Source organism: Campylobacter sp. 2014D-0216, assembly GCF_014931215.1.
Classification (GTDB): Bacteria; Campylobacterota; Campylobacteria; order Campylobacterales; family Campylobacteraceae; genus Campylobacter_D.
In genome coordinates this window covers 676,095-700,090 of sequence record NZ_CP063089.1, presented here as the reverse complement: position 1 = coordinate 700,090, position 23,996 = coordinate 676,095, and the positions used below count along the sequence as shown (strand labels likewise).

The window sequence follows — 23,996 nt, the reverse complement described above, 5'->3', positions numbered from 1 at the left end:
CTTGCTAGGTAATTTACCTAGCATTAACGCATTCACAAGAAAACCTTTTTAATTCAGGAAGTTTCAAAGAAAGACTGTTGATATTTTTTAATATATCCTTACAAAAAATATCCAAATTATCCCTAACCCCATAATACGCCCAAACACCTTGTCTATCTACTTCCAAAAAATTAGCTTCTTTTAAAATTTTAAGATGTCTTGAAAGTCTTGATTGACTCATATTTAACGAACTTTGTAGATCACACACACAAAGCTTTCCGTGTTTTTGCAAGAAAGCTAGAATTAAAATTCTACTTTCATCATTAATCGCACTTGTTATTTTTAAAAAATCCTGCATTATACTCCTTATATAAAAAACATTAAAAGTCCAAAGCTAATAGCGATCATAACAATCATACTTGCAAATAAAACCAAAAAGTTTGTTTTAAAAATTCTTTTAAGCAAGATAAGTTCAGGTAAAGAACACCCCGCCCCTGCTATTAAAAAACTCATCATTATACCAAGTGGAACCCCACTTGTAGTTAAAGCAAGCGCCACAGGAATCATAGCAGTACAATTCATATAAAGTAAAACCCCCATAAAAGCTGCTACAAACACGCCTAAAACTCCATAATCTATAAGATAGGTCTCAAAGAAATTTTGCGGAAAAACACCATGTATAATAGCCCCTATAGCCATACCAACAAAAATATAAGGAAAAATTTTTTTATATTCTTGGAAGCTTTGAGTGAAGTATTTTTTGAATTGAGTTTTAGGTTTTGTAAAATTAAGTGATGGGTTATTTGATGAGCAACAAGTACTTTTTGTGGTAGATTGGGTTATTTTAGAGCTTGAACAACATGAACTTTGAGTGAAAAACTGACTAGATTTAGCACTAGAACAACAAGAATTGATTTGTCCTTCTTGAAGTTCATTATTTAAAAAATCATCATTAAAAAATACTTTTGTATTGATTTTTGATATTCCAAAAGCAAGAAATAAAATAACCCCTAACAAAAATCCTATATAAAGCAAGGTGATCTTAACCCCAAAACTCACTATAAACATCACGATAATGATAGGGTTGATTAAAGGCGATGTGATTAAATACGCCATACACACACCAAGTGGAACACCTGCTCTTAAAAAAGCATTTAAAAGAGGGATACTTGAACACGAACAAAAAGGTGTCAAAGCACCTAAAAGTATAGCCTTAACATAGCTTCCAAATCCATCACTTTTTAAGTGAGTCTCAAAAAATTTAGAATACTTTTCATTCACAAAAGCAACAAACATACTCACCAAGATAAATAAAATGGAAATTTCACCCAAAAGAACTAAGAAATCTTGCAAAATAATTAAAATTTTATCCCACACATCTTTCCTTTCGAAGTTTTATTTTTAATGATTGTAGTAAAAATATATTAATATATCAAGATATCTTGATATATTAATATCATAAAAGTAATAATATTTTTAAGTATTTTTATGTAAAATGTAAAAGCTATATTTATATGAAAGAAGATAAAATAATGAGTTTTGGCGAAATTTTGGTTATTTTGGTTGTAGCTATTTTGGTACTTGGCCCTGAAAAATTACCTTCAACCATAGTGGAAATTGCAAAAATCTTAAAAGCTATTAAAAGCAATATCGATGAAGCAAAAGCTAGTATCAATAAAGAATTAAAAATAGCAGAATTAAAAGATGAAGCACAAAAATACAAAGATGAATTCTCACAAACTAATGAAAACATTAGAAAAAAACTCAGCTTTGAAGAATTTGATCAACTCAAAGAAGATATTTTAAATAATACCAATGAAGTAAAAAACGAAATCAATGAACTAGGAAAAGATATACAAGAACTTTCTAATCTCGAAGAAAATACTCAAAAAAATGACAAAAATACTCAAAAAATGGAAAGCTAAGCATGTTTGAAGAATTAAAACCACATTTAGTAGAACTAAGAAAAAGATTATTTATCAGTGTTGCTTGTGTTGTTGTAATGTTTTTTGTATGTTTTAGTTTTAATAACTATATTATCGATATACTTAAAGCACCTGTTGAAGCAGCTTTACCTGAAATTTCCAGACAAATGACTTTCGTTGAATTACAAGAGCCTTTATTTACAGCGATGAAAGTTTCATTTTTTACCGCTTTTTTAATTTCTTTACCGGTTATTTTTTGGCAATTTTGGAAATTTGTAGCACCAGGACTTTACGACAATGAAAAAAAACTAGTGATACCTTTTGTAAGCTTTGCGAGCATTATGTTTGCGCTTGGTGCTTTGTTTTGTTATTACGTTGTTATCCCTTTGGCTTTTAAATTTTTGATTGATTTTGGGGTGCAAACACAAGACTTTAAGCCTTTGATCAGCATAGGTTTATATGTAGGATTTTTTACTAAATTAGTGATTGCTTTTGGTTTAGCTTTTGAAATGCCGGTTATAACCTTTTTCTTTGCCAAACTTGGACTAGTTGACGATGCGTTTTTAAAAAAGCATTTTAGGGTTTCAGTTTTAGTGATCTTTGTTTTTTCTGCAATGATGACACCCCCTGATGTGATTTCACAATTTTTAATGGCGGTGCCTTTGTGTGGACTTTATGGAATTTCTATTTATATCGCTAAAAAAGTCAATCCAAGCAAAAAAGAAGATGACACAGATGAATGATAAAGATCTTTTGCTCTCTAGCTATGACTATAACTTACCTAGCGAACTCATAGCAAATTTTCCTATTTTACCCAAGGAAAATGCAAAACTTTTGGTATATGAAAGATATAAAGATCAAATAACACATTTACATTTTAAAGATCTTGCTCAAATTTTACCACCTTGTGAGATCATTTTCAATGACACCAAAGTCATCAAAGCAAGAATTTATGGAAACAAAGAAAGTGGCAGCAAAATAGAACTTTTCATCAACCACCCTTTAAAGGAAGACAATTTTTTAGTTCAAATTCGCGGCAAGGTAAAAGAAGGTCAAATTTTATACTTTGAAAATAAATTACAAGCTAAGATTAAAAAACTTCATCAAGATGGCACTAGGGAAGTAGAATTTTATAATAAGCAAAAAACACTTACACATCATGAAGTTTTTAAAATACTAGAAAATATCGGTCATGTGCCTTTGCCTCCCTATATCAAAAGAGCTGATGAAGCACAAGATAATATTAACTATCAAAGTATTTTTGCAAAAAATCAAGGAGCAGTTGCCGCACCCACTGCTAGCTTACATTTTGATGAAGCAATGATCAATGAGCTTAAAAAAAGCCATAGTATTCATACCATAACCCTACATGTTGGTGCAGGAACTTTTAAAGGCGTGGAGTGTGAAGACATCAGAGAACATAAAATGCACTCTGAATTTTTTTGCATCAGTGATGCAACACGCGCCTTGATTGACTCCTCTAAAAAAATACTAGGCGTAGGTACTACTGTAACTCGTTGTATAGAGTATTATTATCAAAACAAAATTCAAGAAGGTTATTGTGATTTATTTTTACATCCACAAAATACCCCGCAAAGATTAGATTACTTGCTGACTAATTTTCATCTACCTAAATCAACCCTCATCATGCTAGTAGCTTCTTTTATAGGAAGAGAAAAAACTTTAGAGCTTTACCATGAAGCTATAAAGAATCAGTATCGCTTTTATTCCTATGGCGATGGAATGCTAATCATCTAGTTTTTTTCTTGATATATTTTTTATCAATATAACCCAATTCTATCAGTTTTTCATAAATTTTAGCAAGTATAGGTCCACCTGCACTACTTCCACTTTTACCATGCTCAATCAATACCACGACAACATACTGTGGTTTTTCATAAGGTGCATATGAAGTAATCCACGCATGAGATCTTAAAAAATACTCCAAATCTTCTTCTTTAATGCGTTTTTTTTCACTTTGTGAAATTCCTACCACTTGCGCTGTTCCTGTTTTAGCTGCTATGGTTATAGGAGAATGCTTTAAAAATCTTGCCGTAGTTCCCCCATCAACATTAGCTACTTCATACATAGCACGTCTTAAAAGCGGAAGTTTTGATAATTCAAAAGTCGTAAATACACTTTCATTGTTTTCAAAACTAATCTTAGTTATATTATCATCAACACTGTGTAAAAAATGCGGTGTGATATTTTTAGAGGTAGCTATCATGGCTGTAAATTTAGCTACTTGCATAGGTGTTGCAAGGAAATTTCCCTGCCCTATGCTTGTGTTTAAGGTTTCACCTTGATACCATGGTTGGTTGTATTTTTCTTTTTTCCAAATTCGACTAGGCACTGTGCCTATAAATTCATTTGGCAAGTCCACTCCTGTTTTTGCTCCAAAACCTATTCTTTCAAAAACCGAGCTAATTGTATCAATACCTACTTCCAAAGAACCTTTGTAAAAATACACATCACAACTTTCCTTAATGGCATCATTCATATCTACATAACCATGGCCTATGGTTTTCCAGCATCTAAATTTTCTACCTCCAAGTTCAAAATTTGAATCACATAAATATTTATGATTTTCATGTACTTTACCACTATCTAAAAAAGCCAAAGCTGTACCCATTTTAATAACTGAACCTGGAGGATAAAGTCCATTGATAAGCTTATTTGTAAAAGGGTGGTTTAAATCATTTGACAACTTATCCCATTCTTCTTGAGTAATACCTGTTACAAATGGATTGAGATTGTATTCAGGAAAACTACCTGCTGCTAAAATAGCCCCAGTTTTAACATCCATAACAATAGCAGCTCCTGCTAAATTTTTAAAAAGCGAGGTAAGGTATTCTTGTAAATCAAGATCAATACTTAAGGTAATATTGCTTGAAGTAGGTTTTTTATAAGAAAGTTCTTCTATTTCTTTATTGAGTGCATTTACCTTACTAACCTTTTCGCCTTTTTGTCCTTGTAAAATTTCATTATAAGAACGCTCAATACCACTACGACCCACATAGCTTGTTAATCTTGCAATTTCATTTTCATTCATATCATTTAAATTAGCCTTACCTACATAACCTATAACATGGCTAGCTAAGGCATTATAAGGATAAAATCTTTGTGTGGTAGATTTTACCTGCATATTTTCACGTAAATTTAACTTAGTAAAATGCTTAATCATTGCATCATATTCTATAAATGGCACCACTTCAATATAATCTTGATTATAGTAAGAATCAGCTTTTACGTAAGCTCTTTTTAATCTAGTAATATTCAAATCAGGAAAAGCATTTACAATCGCTTGTAATTCTTGATCTAAAAGTGGTCTATTTTTCTTTTTAATATACAAATAAGGCTTAACCGATATGGAAAATCCTAGCTTATTAACCGCTAAAGGTCGGCCTTTAACATCTAAAATTTGCCCCCTTACGGGTGCTAAAAACTGAGTTTTTATAGCGTTTTGCTTGGCTATTTCTTCATAGTATACATTAGATTTGATACTAATATAATACACTCTAGCAAGTAATAATATAAAAAAACAAGCTATAAAGCCCATCACCAAGCGCATACGCATTTAAATTTTTCCTCTAAAAATAACAAATGATATCAATGCTTCAATAGCAAAAAACCACAAATACTCTAAACCAAAATTTAAAATTTGACTATTATCTAAATATGCCAAAAACACATCAAAAAAATAAATAAAAATATACGCACAAAAAGTAAATATAACGAGCAAATAAGGCCCTAACTTCAGCTTGCTTTTAAACCAATCCACAAAAAAATGATAAAAAATAAAAAATGCAATCCAAGAGCTAAAAAGATAAAAACCGTGTATGATATCTATAATAATGAGATAAAACAAAGAAAAGTACCATCTAAAATCAAGCTTATTCAGTGTTCTTTCTTTTTCTTTTAAAAGTACAATCATATAACAAAAAAACACACCAAATAAAGGTGGCATCCAGTAATATACTGAGCTTAATACTTGATAAAAAATCAAAGATAGATAGAAAAATAAATAAGAAAAATCAAATCTATTTTTTACTAATCTCCTACTCCTCATTCAAACCCAAACTTTCTAAAATAATTTTTTCTTCTAGTTTTTCAATACCTGTTTTTTTTAAATTTGAAACCATGATAGCATTTTTGTGAAGATTTAAAATTTTAGCTTTTTGACTTTGATTAAGCTTGTCTGATTTTGTGAAAACAGTTATTTTTTTTTGATCTGCTCTTATAAAAGAGTCTAGATATGCTTCCAAATTTGCATCAATATCTAAATTTTCATGCCTTGAATCAACAAGATGTATAAAGAGTTTGATAGAACTACGTTCTTTTAAAAATTCATCTAAATTTTTATTCCAAATAGCTTTTGTTTTTTTACTTACCTTTGCATAACCAAAACCAGGCAAATCAATAAACATCAGTTTAAATTTATCCTCATTTTTTTTGCAATTTACTTCAAAAAAATTAATCAACTGAGTTTTACCCGGAGTTGATGAGCTTTTTGCTAGATTTTTATTTTTACAAAGTGTATTGATCAAAGAGCTTTTACCTACATTAGAACGACCCAAAAATGCAATCTCTGTATATATAGGCTGTGGTGCTTCACTAACCTTAGAAGCCGAAGTTAAAAACTGAGCATTAAGGATCATTCCTTAACCTCAAATACAAATTTTGCAGGTTTTTTGTCTTTACTAAGCACCCTATAAGTCATATTTTTTCTATCTACGATGATTTTATCCCCTGTTAGTTCTTTTTTACTTTGCACTTCGATGATTTTTGCATGACCATTGATTTCATAGGTATCTTTAGCCACATTATAAACAAACTCATCTCCACTTCCATGATAAGTTTTATCTTTCATATTAATTTTAAACTTAGCATCGCGAGTAGCAATATACTTCACAGGTTGTTTATTTTTCATATAAATAACTAGTTTTTGAGAATTTAAAATATCCCCGCCTTTTTTTACTTCCACATCACCTGTTAAGGTGCTAGTTTCATTTTTCTCATCTAAATAAAAATCTTTAGCATATACTTCTATTTTTTGCGCACCCAATGCAAATAAATTCAACAAACATAAAAAAATTACTGTTCTAAAAACCATGCTTTTATTCCTTGAATTTTTAATTCTTTTTGATCTACATTATATAAAAAGCTATTTCCAAATACCTCATTAACTCCTATATAAGCTTTAAAGGTATCATTAGAAAATAAAATTTTATCTTTCATATTATAAACTGCTTTTTGGGTAAAAATAGAAGTTTGATTTTTATCAAAATAACTAACATTACCTTCTAAAATAGATTTTTCATCGTTTCTGATTAATAAATTTGAACTTAAATTATAATCAAGTGCTTGCACTTTAAAATCATCAAAAATATCTTTATCTTGGTATTTAACCCAACGACTAGCTTGATAACTTGCCTTTGTAGTGGTGGTATTAAGCTCATAATCAAGCACATCAAAAGCTTGCATATTTGCCACATCAACCTTTTGTGGTTTTATAGCAAAAAGATAAGGATCTTGCGTACTTAAAATCACCATCACAAAAGCAAACAATCCCATTAAGATTGCAAAAATTTTTATCGCCAAAGCTTATCCCATTGCGCTTGCATATTGTTGTATTCTACTAAAATTTCTATCATTTCACTCACCGCACCATTGCCGCCTTTTCTATTTAAAACCTTATCAGTTTTTAAAGCCTTATGTGCATCTTTTGGTTTAAAACTATACTCCACCGCTTCAAGTAAACTCATATCATTATAGTAATCTCCAATAGCTGCACATTGAGAGAAATCTAAATTTAATTTTTCTAAAATTTCTTTTGCACAAGCAAGTTTGTCGCTAATACCTTGATATACTAAATCAATCTTTAAATCCCTAGCTCTAAAATACACACACTCACTTGTCCTACCTGTAATGATAGCAACTTTTTTGCCAAGCTTTTGCCAAGCTTCAATCGCAGCACCATCTTTTACATTAAATTCTTTAATCTCGCCATAATTTTGAGTGTAGATGATTTTACCATCTGTCAAACAACCATCTACATCTAAAAAAATCAATTCTATCATTATTTTACTCTCTTACTATAAACGCACCTGGAAAAGATCCACTATCAGCAAAATCCCTTGCTTCTTGTTCACTTCTAAAGCCTTTTAAAAATACTCTGTGCAAACCATCTTTTGCACTTGTTTGTATAGTTGAAGTATATGAGTTATAGTTTTTATATCTACTTGCGATTAATTCAGCACCACTTTTATTTCTAAATGCTCCAATTTGTACCATAAAAGATCCTCCTTGGAAAATATGTCCACTATCAACAATAGATCCACTGTTTCCTAAATTCGAATTAGTATGCACCGAACCTGAATTAGCACTAGTACCAAAACCAATTACTTCAAGTCTTACAGGAGCTGTCCCTGCTTGTATCATATCAATATCTCTTGCAGCCATATTGGATAAGTCAATAATCCTTCCTGCAACAAAAGGACCTCTATCGTTAATTCTAACTGTAGTTTGGCGGTGATTTTTTAGGTTAGTTACTTTTACAATAGTATTCATTGGTAAAGTTTTATGTGCTGCAGTGTATGCATGCTGATCATAAGTTTCACCATTAGAAGTTTTTTTACCATGAAAACCAGGTCCATACCAACTTGCTATACCATCTGCAGTTTCACCTACTTCTACTACAGTAGGATAATATGTTTTACCATTAATAGTATAAGGCTTCATAGTTCCTTTTAAATTCGTGTTATTATGTTTTACGCTTTTAAAATCTCTTTCTGGATAATACACCGTAGGCGTACTAATAGGCACCATACTACAAGCACTAAATAAAACACCAACACAACTAACGACTAACGACTTTTGTATGAGAGTCTTTTGGTAATTTTTGAGTAGTTTTGATTTTTGCATTATTATTCTCCTTAATTTTTAACACAAGTTTTTGATTGATATTGATCAAATTTCCTTTGATTTTATTATACTCTTTTATGCTTTCTACACTGATTTTGTGTTTTCTAGCAATAGTATAAAGACTATCCCCTTGTTTTACTATATAAATTTTAGTATGTGGGATAGTTGTATCCACCTTGGCTAATTTGACTTTTTTCATTGCATTTTCTACTGCTACACTTTTACTTAAAGGCACATACATGTAATAGTCTTTTTTATCAGGTGGTGTAAAATCATGGTTAAAGTGTGGATTATAGCGTTTAAACTCACCATAAGACATTTTAGCAACTTTAGCTAACTGCCTTAAAGAAACACTAGGTGGTACAGGTATTTTTTTAACTTCACTTGATAAAGCATAATTTAGCAAGGCACTATCTTGTGAAATTAAAAAATCATTATTATTAGCCAAAAACGCCATGGTTAAAATTTTTCTAATAAAAATTCGTGTTTCTAAAGGCAGATATTTTTTATCAGGATCAAGTAAAACTCTTAAATCATCACTTTTTGCCTTTTTTATAGCTTGACGCAATTTACCATCGCCGCAATTATAAGCCAAAATAGCTAAATACCATTTCCCAAACTGCTCTTTTAACTGCTTTAAATAAGCAATCGCAGCATGAGTAGATTTCACCAAATCTCTTCTTTCATCAACGTAAGGATCAATCCTTAAACCTAAAGTTTGCGCTGTTGGTTTCATAAACTGCCATACACCCACTGCCTTAGTTCTTGAAACACTATGAATTTTTAAACCTGACTCTACAACAGCAAGGTATAAGAATTCTTGCGGGATATTTTCTTTTTCTAAAATTTTACGAATAATTGGAGTGATTTTGTAAAATTCCCTCATCGTATCCACTAAAGTTTTAGAGTGCATATCCATAGAAGATTCTTTAAATTCCAGAAAAATCATATCACTTAAATAGTTTGCTTCGATATCTAAATTTCTTAAAATTTGAGCTTGCTGAGTGTAATGCTCTGGTGTAAACTGCAAAGCTTTAGCATTTAAACACAACAAAACTAAAGTAAAGAATAAAAACTTTTTTTTCATTACAAACCTTGAAAAAATAAACGGTTAGCGTTTAAATTAGTCAACTTAATAATTTCACTTTTGCTAAAATTTAAAAGATCAGCTATTTTTTGCGCAACAAAATGCGTTAAAATGGGATCATTAACTTTACCACGATGTGGCTCTGGGGTCAAATATGGACCATCTGTTTCTAAAACAAGCTTTTCTTTTGGTATCTTAGGTAAAATTTCCACAAGTTTTTTGGCGTTTTTAAAGGTTAAAACCCCACCTATACCAAAATAAAACCCATCATCTGCCAATGAAAGCAAAAGTTCACTTGCATTAAAGCAGTGTAAAACACCACCTTGTAAATCTTTTGCATAATTTTTTAATATCTTATAACTATCTTCATTTGCATCACGCACATGTACAATCAGTGGTTTTTTGTATTCAATAGCTAGCTGTATTTGAGCGATAAAAACTTCTTTTTGTTTTGCCTTTACCGCATCATCATCAGCATTTAAACGATAATAATCAAGCCCGCATTCACCAACCGCGATACATTTTTTATCGTTAATAAATTCTTTCAAAATATCTAAATCAAAATCATCAATATCATAAGGATGCACCCCGCAAGAAAAAAACACCTTTTCATAACGATGTGCAATCTCTCTTGCTCTTGGTAGATCTTTGATATCTGCACCTGGTATGATGATTTTATCTATTCCATTATCAAAAGCATGATTGAGCATTTCATTTAAACACCCAAAATAAGCTTGGCTGTCTAAATGACAATGCGTGTCTATGATTTTTTCAGAAAAATCACAATCTAAAAACATACCTCTACCCTATTTTTTCCATTTGCCTTTGCTAAATCTAAAGCTTTTTGGGCATTGTTTAATAGTTCTTGCATTTGACTAGATTTACCTCCAAAAGCAACCCCCACAGAAACACTATAATCTACTTCATCTAGTGCTACCAATACGCTTTCTTTAGCAATGTTAACTCTAATATTTGAAAAAGCTTTTAGCGCTTCTTTATTGCCCGTATTTTTCAAAAGTACATAAAATTTACCATCTTCGATTTTTGTAGCCAAGTCCATACCGCGAATTTGATCCTTGATTTTTTTGGCAGTATATTTAATCACACCATCACCACAATCATAACTTAACTCATAATTAATAGTCGCCAAATTATCAATATCTATCAAAGCTAATGCTAATTCTTCACTCTCTTGCATATCTTCTAAATAGTCTAAAAATCTTTTTTCAAAGCTAGCATAATCATCAAGTCCGGTTAATAAATCCTTACCCAAACTATATTCATCTAATAAAACACATTTTTGCATATAGTCTAAGCAGTTATTTACCCTACAATTGAGTGATTCTTTTTGAAAAGGTCTAATAACATAATCATTTACACCTTTTCTAAAAGCTCTTGCTTCTAAAGCATCATCTTTATCTCCAACCATAATCACACCAAGTTCTATTTTGGAGTACTTTGAGCGAATTTCAACAAGCAAATCTTCTCCATTAATTACTGGCATAGTCGCATCACAAATAACCAATCTAGTATCAGGATTGTCACTAAGATAACTCAAAGCTTCTTCTCCATGTGCTGCTGCTAAAACGTTAAAAAGTTGGTTATTTAGATTTTTTTTCATTTCTGCACGTAAAGTCACATTAGCAATTGCTAGAATAATTTTAGTTTTATTGTTTTTTTGCAACATTCTAATAGAACTTAACATCTCATCGATACAGCTTTCGCTCTCTTTTTGAATATAACCTATGATGTCTTTTTCCATAAATTTTTTACGTGTTTGCCCATCGCTACTTCCTGTAAGAACAATAGCAGGGATATTTTTTTCTAATATCACATCCACCACTTCTCCATTAGGAGCATCTGGCAAACAAAGATCCACAAAAGCCATAAAATAATTATTCTTTACTAATTCTTTAGCGCTATTCATATCAAAAGCAACATCTACTTTTAAACCTAAGGTACTCTCTACTTTTTTTGCTAAAAGTTTTGTAAGCATTTTATTATCATCAATAATTAAAATTTTTTCTTCCATAGCTAACCTCTTTATGACTTAAAATTATAATTATAACATATAGAAATTTACTTTTTGTTTTTAAAGTAAAGTTCTAGTAAATTCTAAAGCTTCCTGGGTAATATTTTCTCCACTTACCATTCTAGCAAGCTCTCTTACTCTTTCTTCTTTTTCAATTTTTCTCACTCTACTTTCATCACCTATTTTTTCCACTAAAAAATGATTACTTGCTTTTGATGAAAGCTGTGGTAAATGTGAAATGGCAAAAATTTGATAAAAACACGCAAGTTCTTTTAGTACTTCAGCAATACTCATTGCTTCTTTACCGCTTAAGTTTGCATCAATTTCATCTAGAAAAATTATTCCGCTAGCTTTATTTGTTATATTGCATTCAGTGGCAATAAATGAAAGTCTTAAACGATTGATCTCGCCTGAACTTAAATTTTTTAAACTAGCCTCGTTGATATTTAAACTAACTTCATCTTTCCCCAAAAGATTTAAAGCACACTCTTTAAGCTCTAATTTTACTTCTTTCATATACAGTTTTTGGAGGTAAAAATTTAGTAACTTTTCAAGCTCTTTTAGCTTTTTTTGGCGTATAAGAGTAAGTTTTTGACATTTTTGCTCTAAAATACCTTGAGTATTTTGTACTTTTTCTTCTAATGCTTTTTTTTCAAAACTTAAATTTTCATAATGAGCCAATTCTGTTTTTTTCTTTTCTAAAGCTTCTAAAGCTTCTTCTATACTCCCATATTTTGAAATCAAAGAAGAAAGCTTTTCTATCCTATCAAGCACTTCTTCAATATCAATATCAAAATCAAAATCATCAAAACTTTGATTTTCCCAAACTACTCTTAACTCATTAAGGCATTCTGAAAAAAATGAACTATCAACATCACTAATTTGCAATGCATCAATTACCGCTGATTCTAGTTCAAAAATTTTACTCGCTTTATTCCATGCTGCATCAATTTTATCTTTTTTTGAAAGTCTTTTTTTAAGACTCATCAATTCATCAAATTCACCTATTTTTGGATTAATACTTTGAATTTTTTGTATTTCAAAGCTGGTAAATTCTTTTAACTCTTCTACTTTTTTTTCTTCTTCTTGAATTTGCTCTAGTTTGCTTTTGTTTTCTAAGTATTCCTTATAAGTGTTTTTATATTCACTTAAAAAATCTTGAAAATTTTTATCTTCTTTACTTTGCATAAAATCAAGTATATTTAAAAATCTTTCATTGCTAAATTCGTTATTTTCCTTGGCAGAGAGATATTTCACAAAACCTTTAGATAATAAGGCTAAATTTTTCTTTGATATCATTTGATTATTAATAAAATAGCGTGTGCTTTTATCTTTTAAAAGTTTAAATATATTTATTTCTTCATTTTCTATACCAAACTCATCTAGTTCAAGTTTATCATTCAGTAAAATTTCTACCATTTTTGCTTCACTTTCACTAAGTGCAAAGGCAGCCAAGATAGCTTTAAACAAAACCGACTTTCCAGCACCACTTAATCCAGTAAAAACTGTCAGTCCTTTTTCAAGATCTAATTTTGCTTGTTTAAAACCTAAATTTTCTTTTATTAAAATACTTTCTATCATCACTTACCCCAATTTAACTTTTCTTTTAAAACTTGGAAATAATCTCTATCTTTTTGGTGTATAAAACTAAGTTCTTTTTTACTAAGGCCTATAAGAATTTTATCATATTCTTTAGGATTGATCACTTCTTGTCCATCTAAATATAACAAACATTGCTCCACTTTTAATTCAAGCTCAAAACCATAAGGCAAAACAATAGGTCTTTGGGTTAAAGAATGCGAACAAACCGGTGTTAAAACAAAAATTTCACTCCAAGGATGCACGATAGGACCGCCTGCGCTGATATTATACGCGGTAGATCCACTTGAACTTGCAATGATTAATCCATCTCCATAATAAGCGTTAAAAAGCTTATTTTCAAAAAATACTTCCACATTTGCCATTAAGGCATTATCGCGAGAAAAAACCGCGTCATTAAAGGCGAACTTTTTAATGATTTTATTTTTTTTATATAAGGTAATCTGAAGCATTTTTGCTGTTTCTATTTTAAAATTACCCCTAAAAAAATCTTCAAAAAAAACTTCCACTTCACTCAACGAAAAAGCAGTCAAAAAACCTAAATTTCCAGCATTTATCCCTAAGATAGGTTTTTTAGCTTGATATGCTTGCCTACATAAAGATAGAAGTGTTCCATCTCCACCAAGAGAAATAAGAAAATCTAAATCTGATAAATCTTTTAAATGAATTTTATCTTGGCTTAACAAAACCACTTCAATATTTTTTACATCAAAAATCTTTCTTAGTAAAGCAATTTGCTCATTTAGGTTAGTATTTAATCTACAAAATAAGCCAACTTTTTGAATTTTTTCTATATTAATCTGTTTTTTCATAGAAAAATTATAACAAAACTTAGCTAAGCAAAAGAATAAAATACTATAATTACAAAATTAAACAAAATTAATCTAAGGAAAAATTTTGAGAACACATTATAATACAGAGCTTAACATACAAAATGTTGGCGAAGAAGTAACATTATGTGGTTGGGTAAATTCATACCGCGACCATGGAGGTGTAATTTTCATCGATCTTAGAGATCGTAGCGGATTAATACAACTAGTATGTGATCCTACAGATAACCAAGAAGCACACCATATCGCTTCAACCGTAAGAAACGAATATGTTTTAATCGCGCAAGGTAAAATTCGTCCACGTGGCGAGGGATTGGCAAATCCAAAACTTAAAACCGGAGAAATAGAAGTTGTTATAAACAAACTTACTATTGAAAATGAAAGCGCAGTGATACCTTTTGCTATAGGCGATGAAAGTGTTAATGAAGAATTAAGATTAAAATACAGATTTTTAGACTTAAGAAGTAAAAAACTTTATGATAATTTCGCACTCAGATCTACAGCATGTATTGCAACAAGAAACTCTTTAGCTAAAATGGGATTTTTAGAGGTTGAAACTCCTATTTTAACTAAAGCTACTCCAGAAGGTGCAAGAGATTATCTAGTCCCATCGCGTGTACACCAAGGTGAATTTTATGCCCTACCTCAAAGTCCTCAACTTTTCAAACAACTTTTAATGTGTTCAGGCTTTGATAGATACTTTCAAATAGCAAAATGCTTTAGAGATGAAGATTTAAGAGCAGATCGCCAACCTGAATTTACTCAAATAGACATAGAAATGAGCTTTTGTGAGCAAAAAGACATCATAACCATGGCTGAAAACCTACTTAAAGATATCTTTCAAGCTTGTGGAAAAGAAATTAGCATTCCTTTTAGACAAATGAGTTATAAAGAAGCGATGGAGTGTTATGGTTCGGATAAACCTGATTTAAGGTTTGATATGAAATTGATCGATGTAATCGATATTTTTGCAAAATCAAACAATGAAATTTTTGCAAATATCGCAAAAGATACAAAGAAAAATCGTATCAAAGCCTTAAGAGTTCCAAAAGGAGATACGATTTTCTCAAAACGTCAAATGCAAAGATTTGAAGAATTTGTACGCAAATTTGGAGCAGCAGGACTTGCATTTATTCAAATGAAAGAAGATGGTCCTAAGGGTCCACTTTGCAAATTCTTTAACGAAGAGGATTTAAATGCTTTAATCCAAAGATGTGAATTAGAAGTGGGCGATGTGGTATTTTTTGGTGCAGGAGCTAAGAAAACTGTGCTAGATTACATGGGTAGATTTAGATTATTCCTTGCCGATGAAATGAAAATTATCGATGAGGATAAATTAGAATTCTTATGGGTTGTTGATTTTCCTATGTTTGAACAAAACGATGATGGTAGTTATTCTGCAATGCACCATCCATTCACAATGCCAAAAAATATTGACGAGCAAGATTTAGAAGAGATTAACTCAATCGCACACGATGTAGTTTTAAATGGTGTTGAATTAGGTGGCGGTAGTATAAGAATTCACAAAAGCGCTATCCAGCAAAAAGTTTTCAAACTGCTTAATATCGACGAAGAAGAGCAAAAAAAGAAATTCGGTTTCTTACTAGATGCGTTAAGTTTTGGAGCTCCTCCACATGGCGGTATAGCAATAGGCTTAGATAGACTTATCATGCTTTTAACTAAATCATCAAGCATTAGAGAAGTAATTGCCTTCCCTAAAACACAAAGAGCACAATGTCTTATGACTCAAGCTCCAAGCGAAGTAAGCAATGAACAAATGAGAGAATTAGGTATAAGATTAAGGGAGAATACTAAATGAAACAATTATTTTTAATCATAGGCGCACCAGGCAGTGGTAAAACAACTGATGCAAGCATTATTGCAGCAGATGATGCAAACATTACTCATTATTCTACAGGAGATTTATTAAGAGCAGAAGTTGCTAGTGGTAGTGAACTTGGAAAAACCATTGATAGTTTTATTTCTAAAGGGAATTTAGTCCCACTAGATGTAGTTGTAAATACCATTATCACGGCTTTAAAAAACGCTCCAACTAACACGATACTTATCGATGGTTACCCAAGAAGCGTGGAACAAATGCTCGAGTTTGATAAAGTATTAAAAAATCAAAATGAAGTAAATTTAAAAGGTGTTATAGAAGTAAAAGTTAGTGAAGAAGTTGCCAGAGAAAGAGTTTTGGGGCGTGCTAGAGGTGCTGATGATAATGAAGAAGTTTTCAACAATAGAATGAAAGTTTATTTAGAACCTTTAGAAGAAATAACAAATTTCTATACCAAAGAAAATATCCACCATATAATCAATGGTGAAAGAAGTATCGAAGCTATCGTAGCGGATATGAAAAATTTAATTAATGATTTATTAAAATAAAGGATAAAAAATGGATATTAGCAAAATTAAAGTTGGAGAAGTACCAAACAAGTTAAATGCGGTTATTGAAATTCCTTATGGATCCAATATCAAATACGAACTTGATAAAGAAAGCGGAGCTATTATGGTTGATCGTGTGATGTACTCAGCGATGTTTTATCCAGCAAACTATGGTTTTATACCAAATACTCTTGCAGATGATGGTGATCCTATTGATGTTTTAGTATTAAATGAATACCCTATTCAAGCAGGTGCTGTAATCCCTTGTCGTTTAATAGGTGTGTTGCTAATGGAAGATGAAAGTGGTATGGATGAAAAATTACTAGCTGTTCCTGTAAGCAAAATCGACCCAAGGTATGATAGCATTAAAAGTCTAGATGATCTTCCAAAAGCAAGCTTAGACAAGATCAAAAATTTCTTTGAAACATACAAAATGCTTGAACCAAACAAATGGGTAAAAGTAAAAGAATTTGCAGGTATCGAAAAAGCAAGTGAAATTTTAGAAAATTCTATTAAAAATTACAAATAATCAAAGTCCTTTAAAAAAGGACTTTTAAAAGGATAAAAATGAAAAGTATTATTGCTTTAAGTGTAGCTTTTGTTGCATTACTAGGTGCTAGCATAGGATTTTATATGTGGTATTTTGATGATTCTTCAAATACCTATGTATATGATTATAAGAAAAATAATTCTTATCAAAGCTATAGTTCATCAACCAACCAATATAATCACGAAGAAAATTACTTAAGTCATAATACTTATGAAAATCACACTCAAACAAACGAAGAAAAACCTTATGAAAGTCAGGCTAACTCTTTAGCTAATAACACAATTACATCAGAGCCAAACACCACTAATGTAAATATGCAAAAAGAAAATACCACTACACAAAAAGAAAGCGTTAATACACAAGATAACAACACTAGCGCACAAGAAAAAAACACAACCACTGAAGTAAAGAAAGAAAAAACTCAATCTCATGCTCAAATAATCCAAACAAAAACAACCCAAACTATACAAAACAAAAACACACAAGATGTAAAACAAACTCACAAAAAAACCAATACTTATAAAAATACCATGCAAGAATACATAGCAAAAGGCAAAACAAGTCGCTATGAACCACAACTTAGTAATGATTTTGTCAAAGTTTATGTTTTAGATGGTAAAAATTTAAGTGATTATAGGATTGGGGTTTTAAAAGAGATGATCAACCCTATCAAAAACAACTCTCAAGATTACAATCTAACTGTTTTTATTGATATGCTTTCTAATGATAATATGAAACTAAGTATATATAATAAAGATATCGTATTTGAAAAAAACAAGAAAAAATATAACTACGTAGATGTAAAAATTTCAAATCTGAAATTTTTATTTGACAAAAACGGCTATAGCGAATATAGCAATGAAGATTTATTAGAAAAAATCAATCAAAATCTAGCTAGAGAAGATATCATTAAAAAGGTTAAAATTCAAGGTTATGCAGATGATAGAGGAAGCGCTTTTGCAAACTACATGATAGGATTGAATAGAGCAATGAACGTAGCTAAACACTTCTTTAGTTTTACCGAAGTAATCGAGATCGAATCTTTGGGAAAGGATACCTATCCTACTAAAGATAAATCTGACTCTCAAAGACAAAACAACCGTAAAGTAGAAATTAGTTTTTATAACTAATTTCTAAAATTAAAAACTTCTTTAACAATTTTAAGCTAACATAACAATTTATTTTCATTCTCAAGGTAATAATCATGTATGATAAATCACTAGAAAAAGAATACTATAAAATTTGCGAAGAACGCGGATATTTTGAAATCAACGGTAATGAGAAAATTCAAGAAAAAGGCAAAAATTTTTGTATCATGATGCCACCACCTAATGTAACAGGTGTTTTACACATAGGGCATGCGCTTACTTGTACTCTACAAGATATCACCACACGCTATAAAAGAATGGATGGTTATAAAACACTTTACCAGCCAGGACTTGATCATGCAGGTATTGCTACACAAAATGTCGTAGAAAAACAACTTTTAGCTCAAGGTATAAAAAAAGAGGAGCTTGGAAGAGAAGAATTTATAAAAAAAGTTTGGGAGTGGAAAGAACAAAGCGGTGGTACTATAGTTAAACAAATGCGAATTTTAGGCATTACTCCTGCTTGGAGTCGCTTACGCTTTACTATGGATGATGGTTTGGTTAATGCGGTTAAAAAAGCTTTTGTTGATCTTTATGATAAAAAGCTTATTGTACGCGGCAACTATATGGTAAATTGGTGCACCCACGATGGAGCTTTAAGTGATATAGAAGTAGAACATAAAGAAAATAAAGGAAAATTATATCATCTTAAGTATTTTCTAGAAGATTCTCAAGAATACATCGTAGTAGCCACAACAAGACCTGAAACTTACTTTGGTGATAGTGCTGTGATGGTCAACCCAAATGATGAAAGATTTAAACATTTAATTGGTAAAAATGTTATTTTACCTTTAATACATAGAACAATTCCTATTATTGCTGATGAGCATGTAGACATGGAGTTTGGAACAGGCTTTGTAAAAGTAACACCTGCACACGATCACAACGACTATGAGGTAGGTTTAAGACATCAGCTAGAATTTATCACTATCTTTGATGAAAAAGGTATTTTAAATGAACATTGCTTGCATTTTAAAGGCTTAGAAAGATTAGAAGCAAGAGATGTTATCATCAAAGAATTACAAAAAAAAGGTTTTGTTGAAAAAATAGAAGATTATACCAATCAAGTAGGATACTGCTATCGTTGTAAAAATGTAGTAGAACCTTACATCTCCAAACAGTGGTTTGTAAAAAATGAAATTGCAAAAGAAAGCATAGAAAAAGTAAATCTTGGCGGAAGTCAGTTTTACCCTGCACATTGGATTAATAGCTTTAATGCTTGGATGAGAGACTTAAAAGATTGGTGTATTTCAAGACAACTTTGGTGGGGTCATCAAATTCCTGTGTATTATTGTGAGTGCTACCATGAATGGGCAAGCGAGGAAACTCCAAGTCAATGCCCAAAGTGCCAAAGCACTAACTTCAAGCAAGATCCTGATGTTTTAGATACTTGGTTTTCTTCAGGTCTTTGGGCAATGAGCACCCTAGGTTGGGGCAATAAAGGCTGGGGCAAAAATACACTTTGGTCTGAAAGTGATTTAAAAGATTTTTATCCTAATTCTTTATTAATTACCGGTTTTGATATTTTATTTTTCTGGGTTGCTAGAATGATGTTTCAAAGCACTAATGCCTTAGGTGAACTTCCTTTTAAAGATATATATTTACACGCTTTGGTTAAAGATGAACAAGGTAGAAAAATGAGCAAATCTCTAGGTAATGTCATCGATCCAGTGCAAAGCGTGGAAGAATACAGCGCTGACATCTTGCGCTTTACTCTTGCGCTTTTAGCTATCCAAGGTAGAGATATAAAACTAAGCAATGACAAACTCATACAAGTTAGAAATTTCACCAACAAACTTTATAACGCAAGTAAGTTTTTGCTTTTAAATGAGGAAAAATTTGAAGATTTAGACAAAAACAAAATTCAATCCAATTTAGCAAAATACATGCTATCTCGTTTTGAAACATGCGTAAAAGAAACAAGAGAAAATCTAGACAACTATCGCTTTAACGATGCGGCAAATACTTTATACAAATTCTTTTGGGATGAATTTTGTGATTGGGGTATTGAACTTAGCAAGGCTGAAAAATCGAGCATAAAAGAGTTAGGAAGTATCTTCAAAGAAGCTTTAAAACTTCTCAATCCTTTTATGCCATTTATTAGTGAGTATTTATATCATAAGTTAAGTAAAACTTCCATCCATACTCACGAATCTATCATGGTTTCAAGATATCCTCAATGTGACATCAAAGATGAAAAAATTGAAAAACTATTCAATATCATTATAGAAAGCATAGTTAGTTTACGTCGTGCAAAAACCTTAGTAGAGCTTGCAAATACAAAAATTCAAAAAGCTTGTATAAAATTAAATGATGAAAGTTTAATAGCTGAATTAAAACATTATACCAACTTCATCTCTACGCTTGCAAAATGCGAAAATATTAATTTTATCACTACAAATTTAGAAAAATCCATTAGAGATGTAAGTGAGAATTTAGAAGTATTCATACCAACTCAAGATCTTGACTTAAGTGGGGTTTTAAATAGACTTAATAGCCAAAAAACAAAACTTGAAAAAGAATTTAACAAACTTGATGCTATGATGAAAAATGAAAAATTTGTTTCTAATGCACCTGCTGCGGTTGTGGAGCAAAATAAAACTCAACTTGAAAACATCAAAGCCCAACTTGAAAAAATTAACGATGAAATTTTTAATTTAAAAGGCTAGATCAGTGATAAAAATACAAAATCTAAAAAAATACTATGGCAAAGAATTAGTTATCAATGATGTGTCACTAGAAGTAAAAGAAGGTGAAATTTACGCCCTTGTTGGACACAGCGGGGCAGGAAAATCCACCCTATTAAGATGCATCAATGGTTTAGAAAATTATCAAAGTGGTAGCGTACAAGTTTTTGGTAAAGAAATAGCTACTCTAAAAGAAAAAGAGCTTAGAACTTTTAGAAAAGATATCGGAATGATCTTTCAGCACTTTGCGCTTATGAGTAGAAAAAGTGTATTTGAAAATGTTGCCATGCCTTTAGAAATTCACAATTACGATAAAAGTAAAATCCAAAGAAGAGTTAATGAACTTTTAGATCTTGTGGGGCTTTTAGCTAAAAGCAAGGCTTATCCCAATGAGCTTAGCGGTGGACAAAAACAAAGAGTTGCCATAGCTAGAGCCCTTGCTTTAAATCCTAAAATATTACTAAGTGATGAGGCTACTTCTGCATTAGACCCAAACACCACTAATAATATTTTAGAACTTATTGCTAAAATCAATCAAGAATTTAACATCAGCGTAGTATTAGTAACCCACGAAATGGAAGTAGTAAAACAAATCGCACAAAAAGCAGTTTTACTAGAGCATGGGCAAATCATAGGCCAAGGAAATATAGAAGATTTATTTTTAAAGCCAAGTGAAAAAATGCGTGAATTCTTGGGAGAAAGTGAGTTTTTACCACAAAGTGGGATTAATGTACGTTTATATTTTTGCAAGGAAAAGGCAAACCAAAGCATTATTACCCATATGGCTAGAAATTTAAACATTGATTTTAATATCGTTTGGGGTAAAATAGAAAAATTAAATAATAACGCTTTAGGAAATTTAGTTATTAATATAGAACCTAAAGATCAAGAAAAAGTTTTAAACTACCTACAAGAAAATGGTGTTATTTGGGAGCTTGCATAATGAACATAGAGGCAATTATAAGAAATTTTGAAAATATATTATATCCAGCATTATTAGAAACTCTTTATATGAGTTTTACAGCTACTTTTTTAGCATTTTTAATCGCACTAATCCCTGCAATTGTGCTTACTGTTACCGATAAAGGTGGTTTATGTGAAAACAAAGGTATTTATAGTGTTTTGGATTTTATCATCAATATTTTAAGATCTTTTCCATTTTTAGTCCTTATTGTGGTTTTAAGTCCTTTTACAAAATACCTCATTGGCATTAGCATAGGCACAACTGCTACGATAGTACCACTTACTATAGGAATTGCACCTTATTTAGCCAAAATGATAGAAAGTGCATTTAAAGAAATAGATCCTGGTATTATAGAGGCAGCAAGATCTTATGGTGCTAGCAAAACTCAAATTATCTTTAAAGTAATGTTTAGTGAGGCTTTGCCAAGCATTATTAACGGTATCACTTTAATTTTAATCATCGTAATAGGATTTTCTGCTATGGCAGGAACTGTTGGTGGTGGTGGCTTAGGGGATGTGGCTATCCGCTATGGTTATGAGCGCTTTAGAACTGATATTATGATTCAAACTGTTGTGATTTTAATTGTCTTAGTGCAAATCATACAATTTATAGGAAATATGCTTTATAAAATCACAAAAAGATAAAACATGAAATACGAATTAGGTATCTTGTTAGCAGCGACTAAAAATTCAAGCTTTACCATAGGGACTTTGCTTATTAACATTATGGATGTGATGAAACAACATGTAGATGTATTTTACATCCTACATGATGGTTTTAGCCTAGAAGATCAAAACATTATGCGCAAAATAACTCAAGGCAAAAACATACACTTTATCTCTTTTACTCAAGAAGAGTTTTTACATTCGCTTGGAAAAAACCAAAAAGACGCTGCTAATTTATTTTTTCTAAAAAGATGGACTCATATGGCTTTTGCTAGATTTGAAGCCTTTAAATTCTTACACGAATGCAAAAGCATTATTTATCTTGATTTTGATGTTTTATTATTAAAAAGTATTCATGAGTTAAAAAAATTACAAAATAAAAAATACCACTTTGGCGCAAGATTAGGTAAAACTTTACTCCAAACAGCCCTGCCCTTAGAAAAAGAATACCCTAAGGAACGAGTTTATCAAACAGGAATTTTAGTCTTTACCGATCATATATCTAATCCTCTACAATGCTATCAATTCATTTATAACCAACTATCACAACACACAAAAAACTGGCAAGATCAGGGTATTTTTACTCTTATGGTTTTAAAATATCATTTCAAAGTTAAAGATTTCAAAGACAAATACACAGGAAGCACTCATTATCTTACCAATTTAATGCAAAATGCCTCTATTGTCCATGCTTGTGGCACCAATAGTCGATTTTGGAATAGCAAATTTTGCAATCAAACATGGCCTAAATGGCAAGAATACTACGAGCAATGGATTAATCTAGGTGGTAGTCCTTATATAGGCTCTTTCTTTAAAGATAACAAACAATCAACACAACGCACAAAATACCATCTCTCATATAAACTAGGCTATGCTTTTATAGAATGCGCTAAAAACAAAAAGAGACTTCCTTTACTGCCTTTTAATTTATTAAAAATTTATATACAACACAAAAAACTAGCAAGACGGTTTCAAAAAGATCTTCAAACAAAACCTTATTTAAAACTCCCACCTTTGCAAAGCTATGATGATTATCACAGCGAAGGGGTTAAAGTTAAAAATACCTATTCTTATAAGATAGGACAAGCACTCATTCATGCGCAAAAAAATTGGCATAAAGGTGGTTATATACATTTTATAAAAGAACTTAAACATCTTACAAATGAATATAAAAATAAAATAAAATAAAACTTTTCTTATCTTATTAATATTTTTACA

Annotated in this window: 24 protein-coding genes and 1 pseudogene; 11 read left to right on the top strand and 14 right to left on the bottom strand. The window is 31.0% G+C overall.

Features of this window, described 5'->3' with window-relative positions:
• Positions 1-13: 13 nt before the first annotated feature.
• On the bottom strand, positions 14-337 hold the full coding sequence (locus tag A0083_RS03600) for an ArsR/SmtB family transcription factor (RefSeq protein WP_197554302.1): 324 nt from the start codon (positions 335-337) through the stop codon (positions 14-16).
• Between the two features lie 8 nt (positions 338-345).
• On the bottom strand, positions 346-1,356 hold the full coding sequence (locus A0083_RS03595) for a permease (protein WP_232087576.1): 1,011 nt from the start codon (positions 1,354-1,356) through the stop codon (positions 346-348).
• Positions 1,357-1,511: 155 nt separating this feature from the next.
• On the opposite strand from A0083_RS03595, the gene tatB reads away from it, so the two are divergent.
• Genes tatB through queA form a run of 3 tightly spaced genes read left to right on the top strand, consistent with a single transcriptional unit; the run spans position 1,512 to position 3,662 of the window.
• Complete coding sequence (gene tatB, locus A0083_RS03590) at positions 1,512-1,904, top strand: Sec-independent protein translocase protein TatB (RefSeq protein ID WP_120759557.1); 393 nt, start codon at positions 1,512-1,514, stop codon at positions 1,902-1,904.
• Positions 1,905-1,906: 2 nt separating this feature from the next.
• Entirely contained in the window at positions 1,907-2,647 is a 741-nt protein-coding gene (gene tatC / locus A0083_RS03585) for a twin-arginine translocase subunit TatC (protein WP_120759339.1), read from the top strand.
• Entirely contained in the window at positions 2,640-3,662 is a 1,023-nt protein-coding gene (gene queA / locus A0083_RS03580) for a tRNA preQ1(34) S-adenosylmethionine ribosyltransferase-isomerase QueA (protein WP_197554299.1), read from the top strand. The genes tatC and queA overlap by 8 nt, the downstream gene beginning before the upstream one ends.
• Here the strand turns inward: queA and mrdA are convergent.
• From mrdA to A0083_RS03520, 12 genes are all read right to left on the bottom strand, one after another.
• Positions 3,655-5,481, bottom strand: coding sequence for a penicillin-binding protein 2 (gene mrdA / locus A0083_RS03575; RefSeq protein WP_197554296.1), 1,827 nt, complete (start codon positions 5,479-5,481; stop codon positions 3,655-3,657). The genes queA and mrdA overlap by 8 nt on opposite strands.
• On the bottom strand, positions 5,482-5,838 hold the full coding sequence (locus tag A0083_RS03570; protein WP_232087575.1) for a hypothetical protein: 357 nt from the start codon (positions 5,836-5,838) through the stop codon (positions 5,482-5,484).
• Positions 5,839-5,962: 124 nt separating this feature from the next.
• Complete coding sequence (yihA, locus tag A0083_RS03565) at positions 5,963-6,562, bottom strand: ribosome biogenesis GTP-binding protein YihA/YsxC (RefSeq protein ID WP_197554293.1); 600 nt, start codon at positions 6,560-6,562, stop codon at positions 5,963-5,965.
• The gene (lptA, locus tag A0083_RS03560; protein ID WP_120759344.1) at positions 6,559-7,017 is read right to left on the bottom strand and encodes a lipopolysaccharide transport periplasmic protein LptA; all 459 of its coding nucleotides are present in this window, start codon (positions 7,015-7,017) and stop codon (positions 6,559-6,561) included. The genes yihA and lptA overlap by 4 nt, the downstream gene beginning before the upstream one ends.
• A complete protein-coding gene (locus A0083_RS03555) occupies positions 6,999-7,505 on the bottom strand; it encodes a hypothetical protein (protein WP_120759345.1) in 507 nt (168 codons plus the stop codon). Before A0083_RS03555 ends, lptA begins: the two co-directional genes overlap by 19 nt.
• Positions 7,496-7,984 carry a 3-deoxy-D-manno-octulosonate 8-phosphate phosphatase, YrbI family gene (locus A0083_RS03550; protein ID WP_039663419.1) on the bottom strand — a complete coding sequence of 163 codons (489 nt, stop codon included), beginning with the start codon at positions 7,982-7,984 and terminating at the stop codon, positions 7,496-7,498. The genes A0083_RS03555 and A0083_RS03550 overlap by 10 nt, the downstream gene beginning before the upstream one ends.
• A 4-nt stretch (positions 7,985-7,988) precedes the next feature.
• The gene (locus A0083_RS03545; RefSeq protein WP_120759346.1) at positions 7,989-8,828 is read right to left on the bottom strand and encodes a septal ring lytic transglycosylase RlpA family protein; all 840 of its coding nucleotides are present in this window, start codon (positions 8,826-8,828) and stop codon (positions 7,989-7,991) included.
• Positions 8,764-9,915, bottom strand: coding sequence for a lytic transglycosylase domain-containing protein (locus tag A0083_RS03540; RefSeq protein ID WP_197554290.1), 1,152 nt, complete (start codon positions 9,913-9,915; stop codon positions 8,764-8,766). Before A0083_RS03540 ends, A0083_RS03545 begins: the two co-directional genes overlap by 65 nt.
• Positions 9,915-10,712 (bottom strand): TatD family hydrolase, encoded by a 798-nt coding sequence (locus A0083_RS03535; protein WP_197554287.1) that lies wholly within the window; start codon positions 10,710-10,712, stop codon positions 9,915-9,917. Before A0083_RS03535 ends, A0083_RS03540 begins: the two co-directional genes overlap by 1 nt.
• Positions 10,703-11,947, bottom strand: a complete 1,245-nt coding sequence (gene cbrR / locus A0083_RS03530) for a bile resistance response regulator CbrR (protein WP_197554284.1) — start codon at positions 11,945-11,947, stop codon at positions 10,703-10,705. Before cbrR ends, A0083_RS03535 begins: the two co-directional genes overlap by 10 nt.
• 60 nt (positions 11,948-12,007) lie before the next feature.
• Positions 12,008-13,528, bottom strand: coding sequence for an AAA family ATPase (locus A0083_RS03525; protein WP_197554281.1), 1,521 nt, complete (start codon positions 13,526-13,528; stop codon positions 12,008-12,010).
• Positions 13,528-14,358, bottom strand: coding sequence for an NAD(+)/NADH kinase (locus tag A0083_RS03520; RefSeq protein ID WP_039663406.1), 831 nt, complete (start codon positions 14,356-14,358; stop codon positions 13,528-13,530). The genes A0083_RS03525 and A0083_RS03520 overlap by 1 nt, the downstream gene beginning before the upstream one ends.
• 85 nt (positions 14,359-14,443) lie before the next feature.
• Between A0083_RS03520 and aspS the strand changes: the two genes are divergently transcribed.
• From aspS to A0083_RS03480, 8 genes and pseudogenes are all read left to right on the top strand, one after another.
• Positions 14,444-16,195 (top strand): aspartate--tRNA ligase, encoded by a 1,752-nt coding sequence (gene aspS / locus A0083_RS03515; protein ID WP_043019685.1) that lies wholly within the window; start codon positions 14,444-14,446, stop codon positions 16,193-16,195.
• Positions 16,192-16,764, top strand: a complete 573-nt coding sequence (locus tag A0083_RS03510; RefSeq protein ID WP_039663402.1) for an adenylate kinase — start codon at positions 16,192-16,194, stop codon at positions 16,762-16,764. Before aspS ends, A0083_RS03510 begins: the two co-directional genes overlap by 4 nt.
• A gap of 10 nt (positions 16,765-16,774) precedes the next feature.
• A complete protein-coding gene (gene ppa, locus A0083_RS03505; protein ID WP_039618061.1) occupies positions 16,775-17,293 on the top strand; it encodes an inorganic diphosphatase in 519 nt (172 codons plus the stop codon).
• Between the two features lie 38 nt (positions 17,294-17,331).
• Positions 17,332-18,444: a hypothetical protein gene (locus A0083_RS03500; protein ID WP_197554278.1), complete on the top strand. Its 1,113-nt coding sequence runs from the start codon at positions 17,332-17,334 to the stop codon at positions 18,442-18,444.
• Positions 18,445-18,518: 74 nt separating this feature from the next.
• A complete protein-coding gene (locus A0083_RS03495) occupies positions 18,519-21,131 on the top strand; it encodes a valine--tRNA ligase (protein WP_197554275.1) in 2,613 nt (870 codons plus the stop codon).
• Between the two features lie 4 nt (positions 21,132-21,135).
• On the top strand, positions 21,136-22,092 hold the full coding sequence (locus A0083_RS03490) for a methionine ABC transporter ATP-binding protein (protein ID WP_197554273.1): 957 nt from the start codon (positions 21,136-21,138) through the stop codon (positions 22,090-22,092).
• Between the two features lie 23 nt (positions 22,093-22,115).
• Positions 22,116-22,751 (top strand): annotated as a pseudogene (locus A0083_RS03485) (methionine ABC transporter permease); the annotation flags it as partial.
• A 9-nt stretch (positions 22,752-22,760) separates the two neighbouring features.
• Positions 22,761-23,966: a glycosyltransferase gene (locus tag A0083_RS03480; protein WP_197554270.1), complete on the top strand. Its 1,206-nt coding sequence runs from the start codon at positions 22,761-22,763 to the stop codon at positions 23,964-23,966.
• Positions 23,967-23,996: the final 30 nt, after the last annotated feature.

Coding starts and splice junctions, on each gene's coding strand:
- A0083_RS03600 (WP_197554302.1), bottom strand. CDS start 337: ATGCAGGATTTTTTAAAAATAACAAGTGCGATTAATGATGAAAGTAGA.
- tatB (WP_120759557.1), top strand. CDS start 1,512: ATGAGTTTTGGCGAAATTTTGGTTATTTTGGTTGTAGCTATTTTGGTA.
- tatC (WP_120759339.1), top strand. CDS start 1,907: ATGTTTGAAGAATTAAAACCACATTTAGTAGAACTAAGAAAAAGATTA.
- queA (WP_197554299.1), top strand. CDS start 2,640: ATGAATGATAAAGATCTTTTGCTCTCTAGCTATGACTATAACTTACCT.
- mrdA (WP_197554296.1), bottom strand. CDS start 5,481: ATGCGTATGCGCTTGGTGATGGGCTTTATAGCTTGTTTTTTTATATTA.
- A0083_RS03570 (WP_232087575.1), bottom strand. CDS start 5,838: ATGATTGTACTTTTAAAAGAAAAAGAAAGAACACTGAATAAGCTTGAT.
- yihA (WP_197554293.1), bottom strand. CDS start 6,562: ATGATCCTTAATGCTCAGTTTTTAACTTCGGCTTCTAAGGTTAGTGAA.
- lptA (WP_120759344.1), bottom strand. CDS start 7,017: ATGGTTTTTAGAACAGTAATTTTTTTATGTTTGTTGAATTTATTTGCA.
- A0083_RS03550 (WP_039663419.1), bottom strand. CDS start 7,984: ATGATAGAATTGATTTTTTTAGATGTAGATGGTTGTTTGACAGATGGT.
- A0083_RS03545 (WP_120759346.1), bottom strand. CDS start 8,828: ATGCAAAAATCAAAACTACTCAAAAATTACCAAAAGACTCTCATACAA.
- A0083_RS03540 (WP_197554290.1), bottom strand. CDS start 9,915: ATGAAAAAAAAGTTTTTATTCTTTACTTTAGTTTTGTTGTGTTTAAAT.
- A0083_RS03535 (WP_197554287.1), bottom strand. CDS start 10,712: ATGTTTTTAGATTGTGATTTTTCTGAAAAAATCATAGACACGCATTGT.
- cbrR (WP_197554284.1), bottom strand. CDS start 11,947: ATGGAAGAAAAAATTTTAATTATTGATGATAATAAAATGCTTACAAAA.
- A0083_RS03525 (WP_197554281.1), bottom strand. CDS start 13,528: ATGATAGAAAGTATTTTAATAAAAGAAAATTTAGGTTTTAAACAAGCA.
- A0083_RS03520 (WP_039663406.1), bottom strand. CDS start 14,358: ATGAAAAAACAGATTAATATAGAAAAAATTCAAAAAGTTGGCTTATTT.
- A0083_RS03510 (WP_039663402.1), top strand. CDS start 16,192: ATGAAACAATTATTTTTAATCATAGGCGCACCAGGCAGTGGTAAAACA.
- ppa (WP_039618061.1), top strand. CDS start 16,775: ATGGATATTAGCAAAATTAAAGTTGGAGAAGTACCAAACAAGTTAAAT.
- A0083_RS03500 (WP_197554278.1), top strand. CDS start 17,332: ATGAAAAGTATTATTGCTTTAAGTGTAGCTTTTGTTGCATTACTAGGT.
- A0083_RS03495 (WP_197554275.1), top strand. CDS start 18,519: ATGTATGATAAATCACTAGAAAAAGAATACTATAAAATTTGCGAAGAA.
- A0083_RS03480 (WP_197554270.1), top strand. CDS start 22,761: ATGAAATACGAATTAGGTATCTTGTTAGCAGCGACTAAAAATTCAAGC.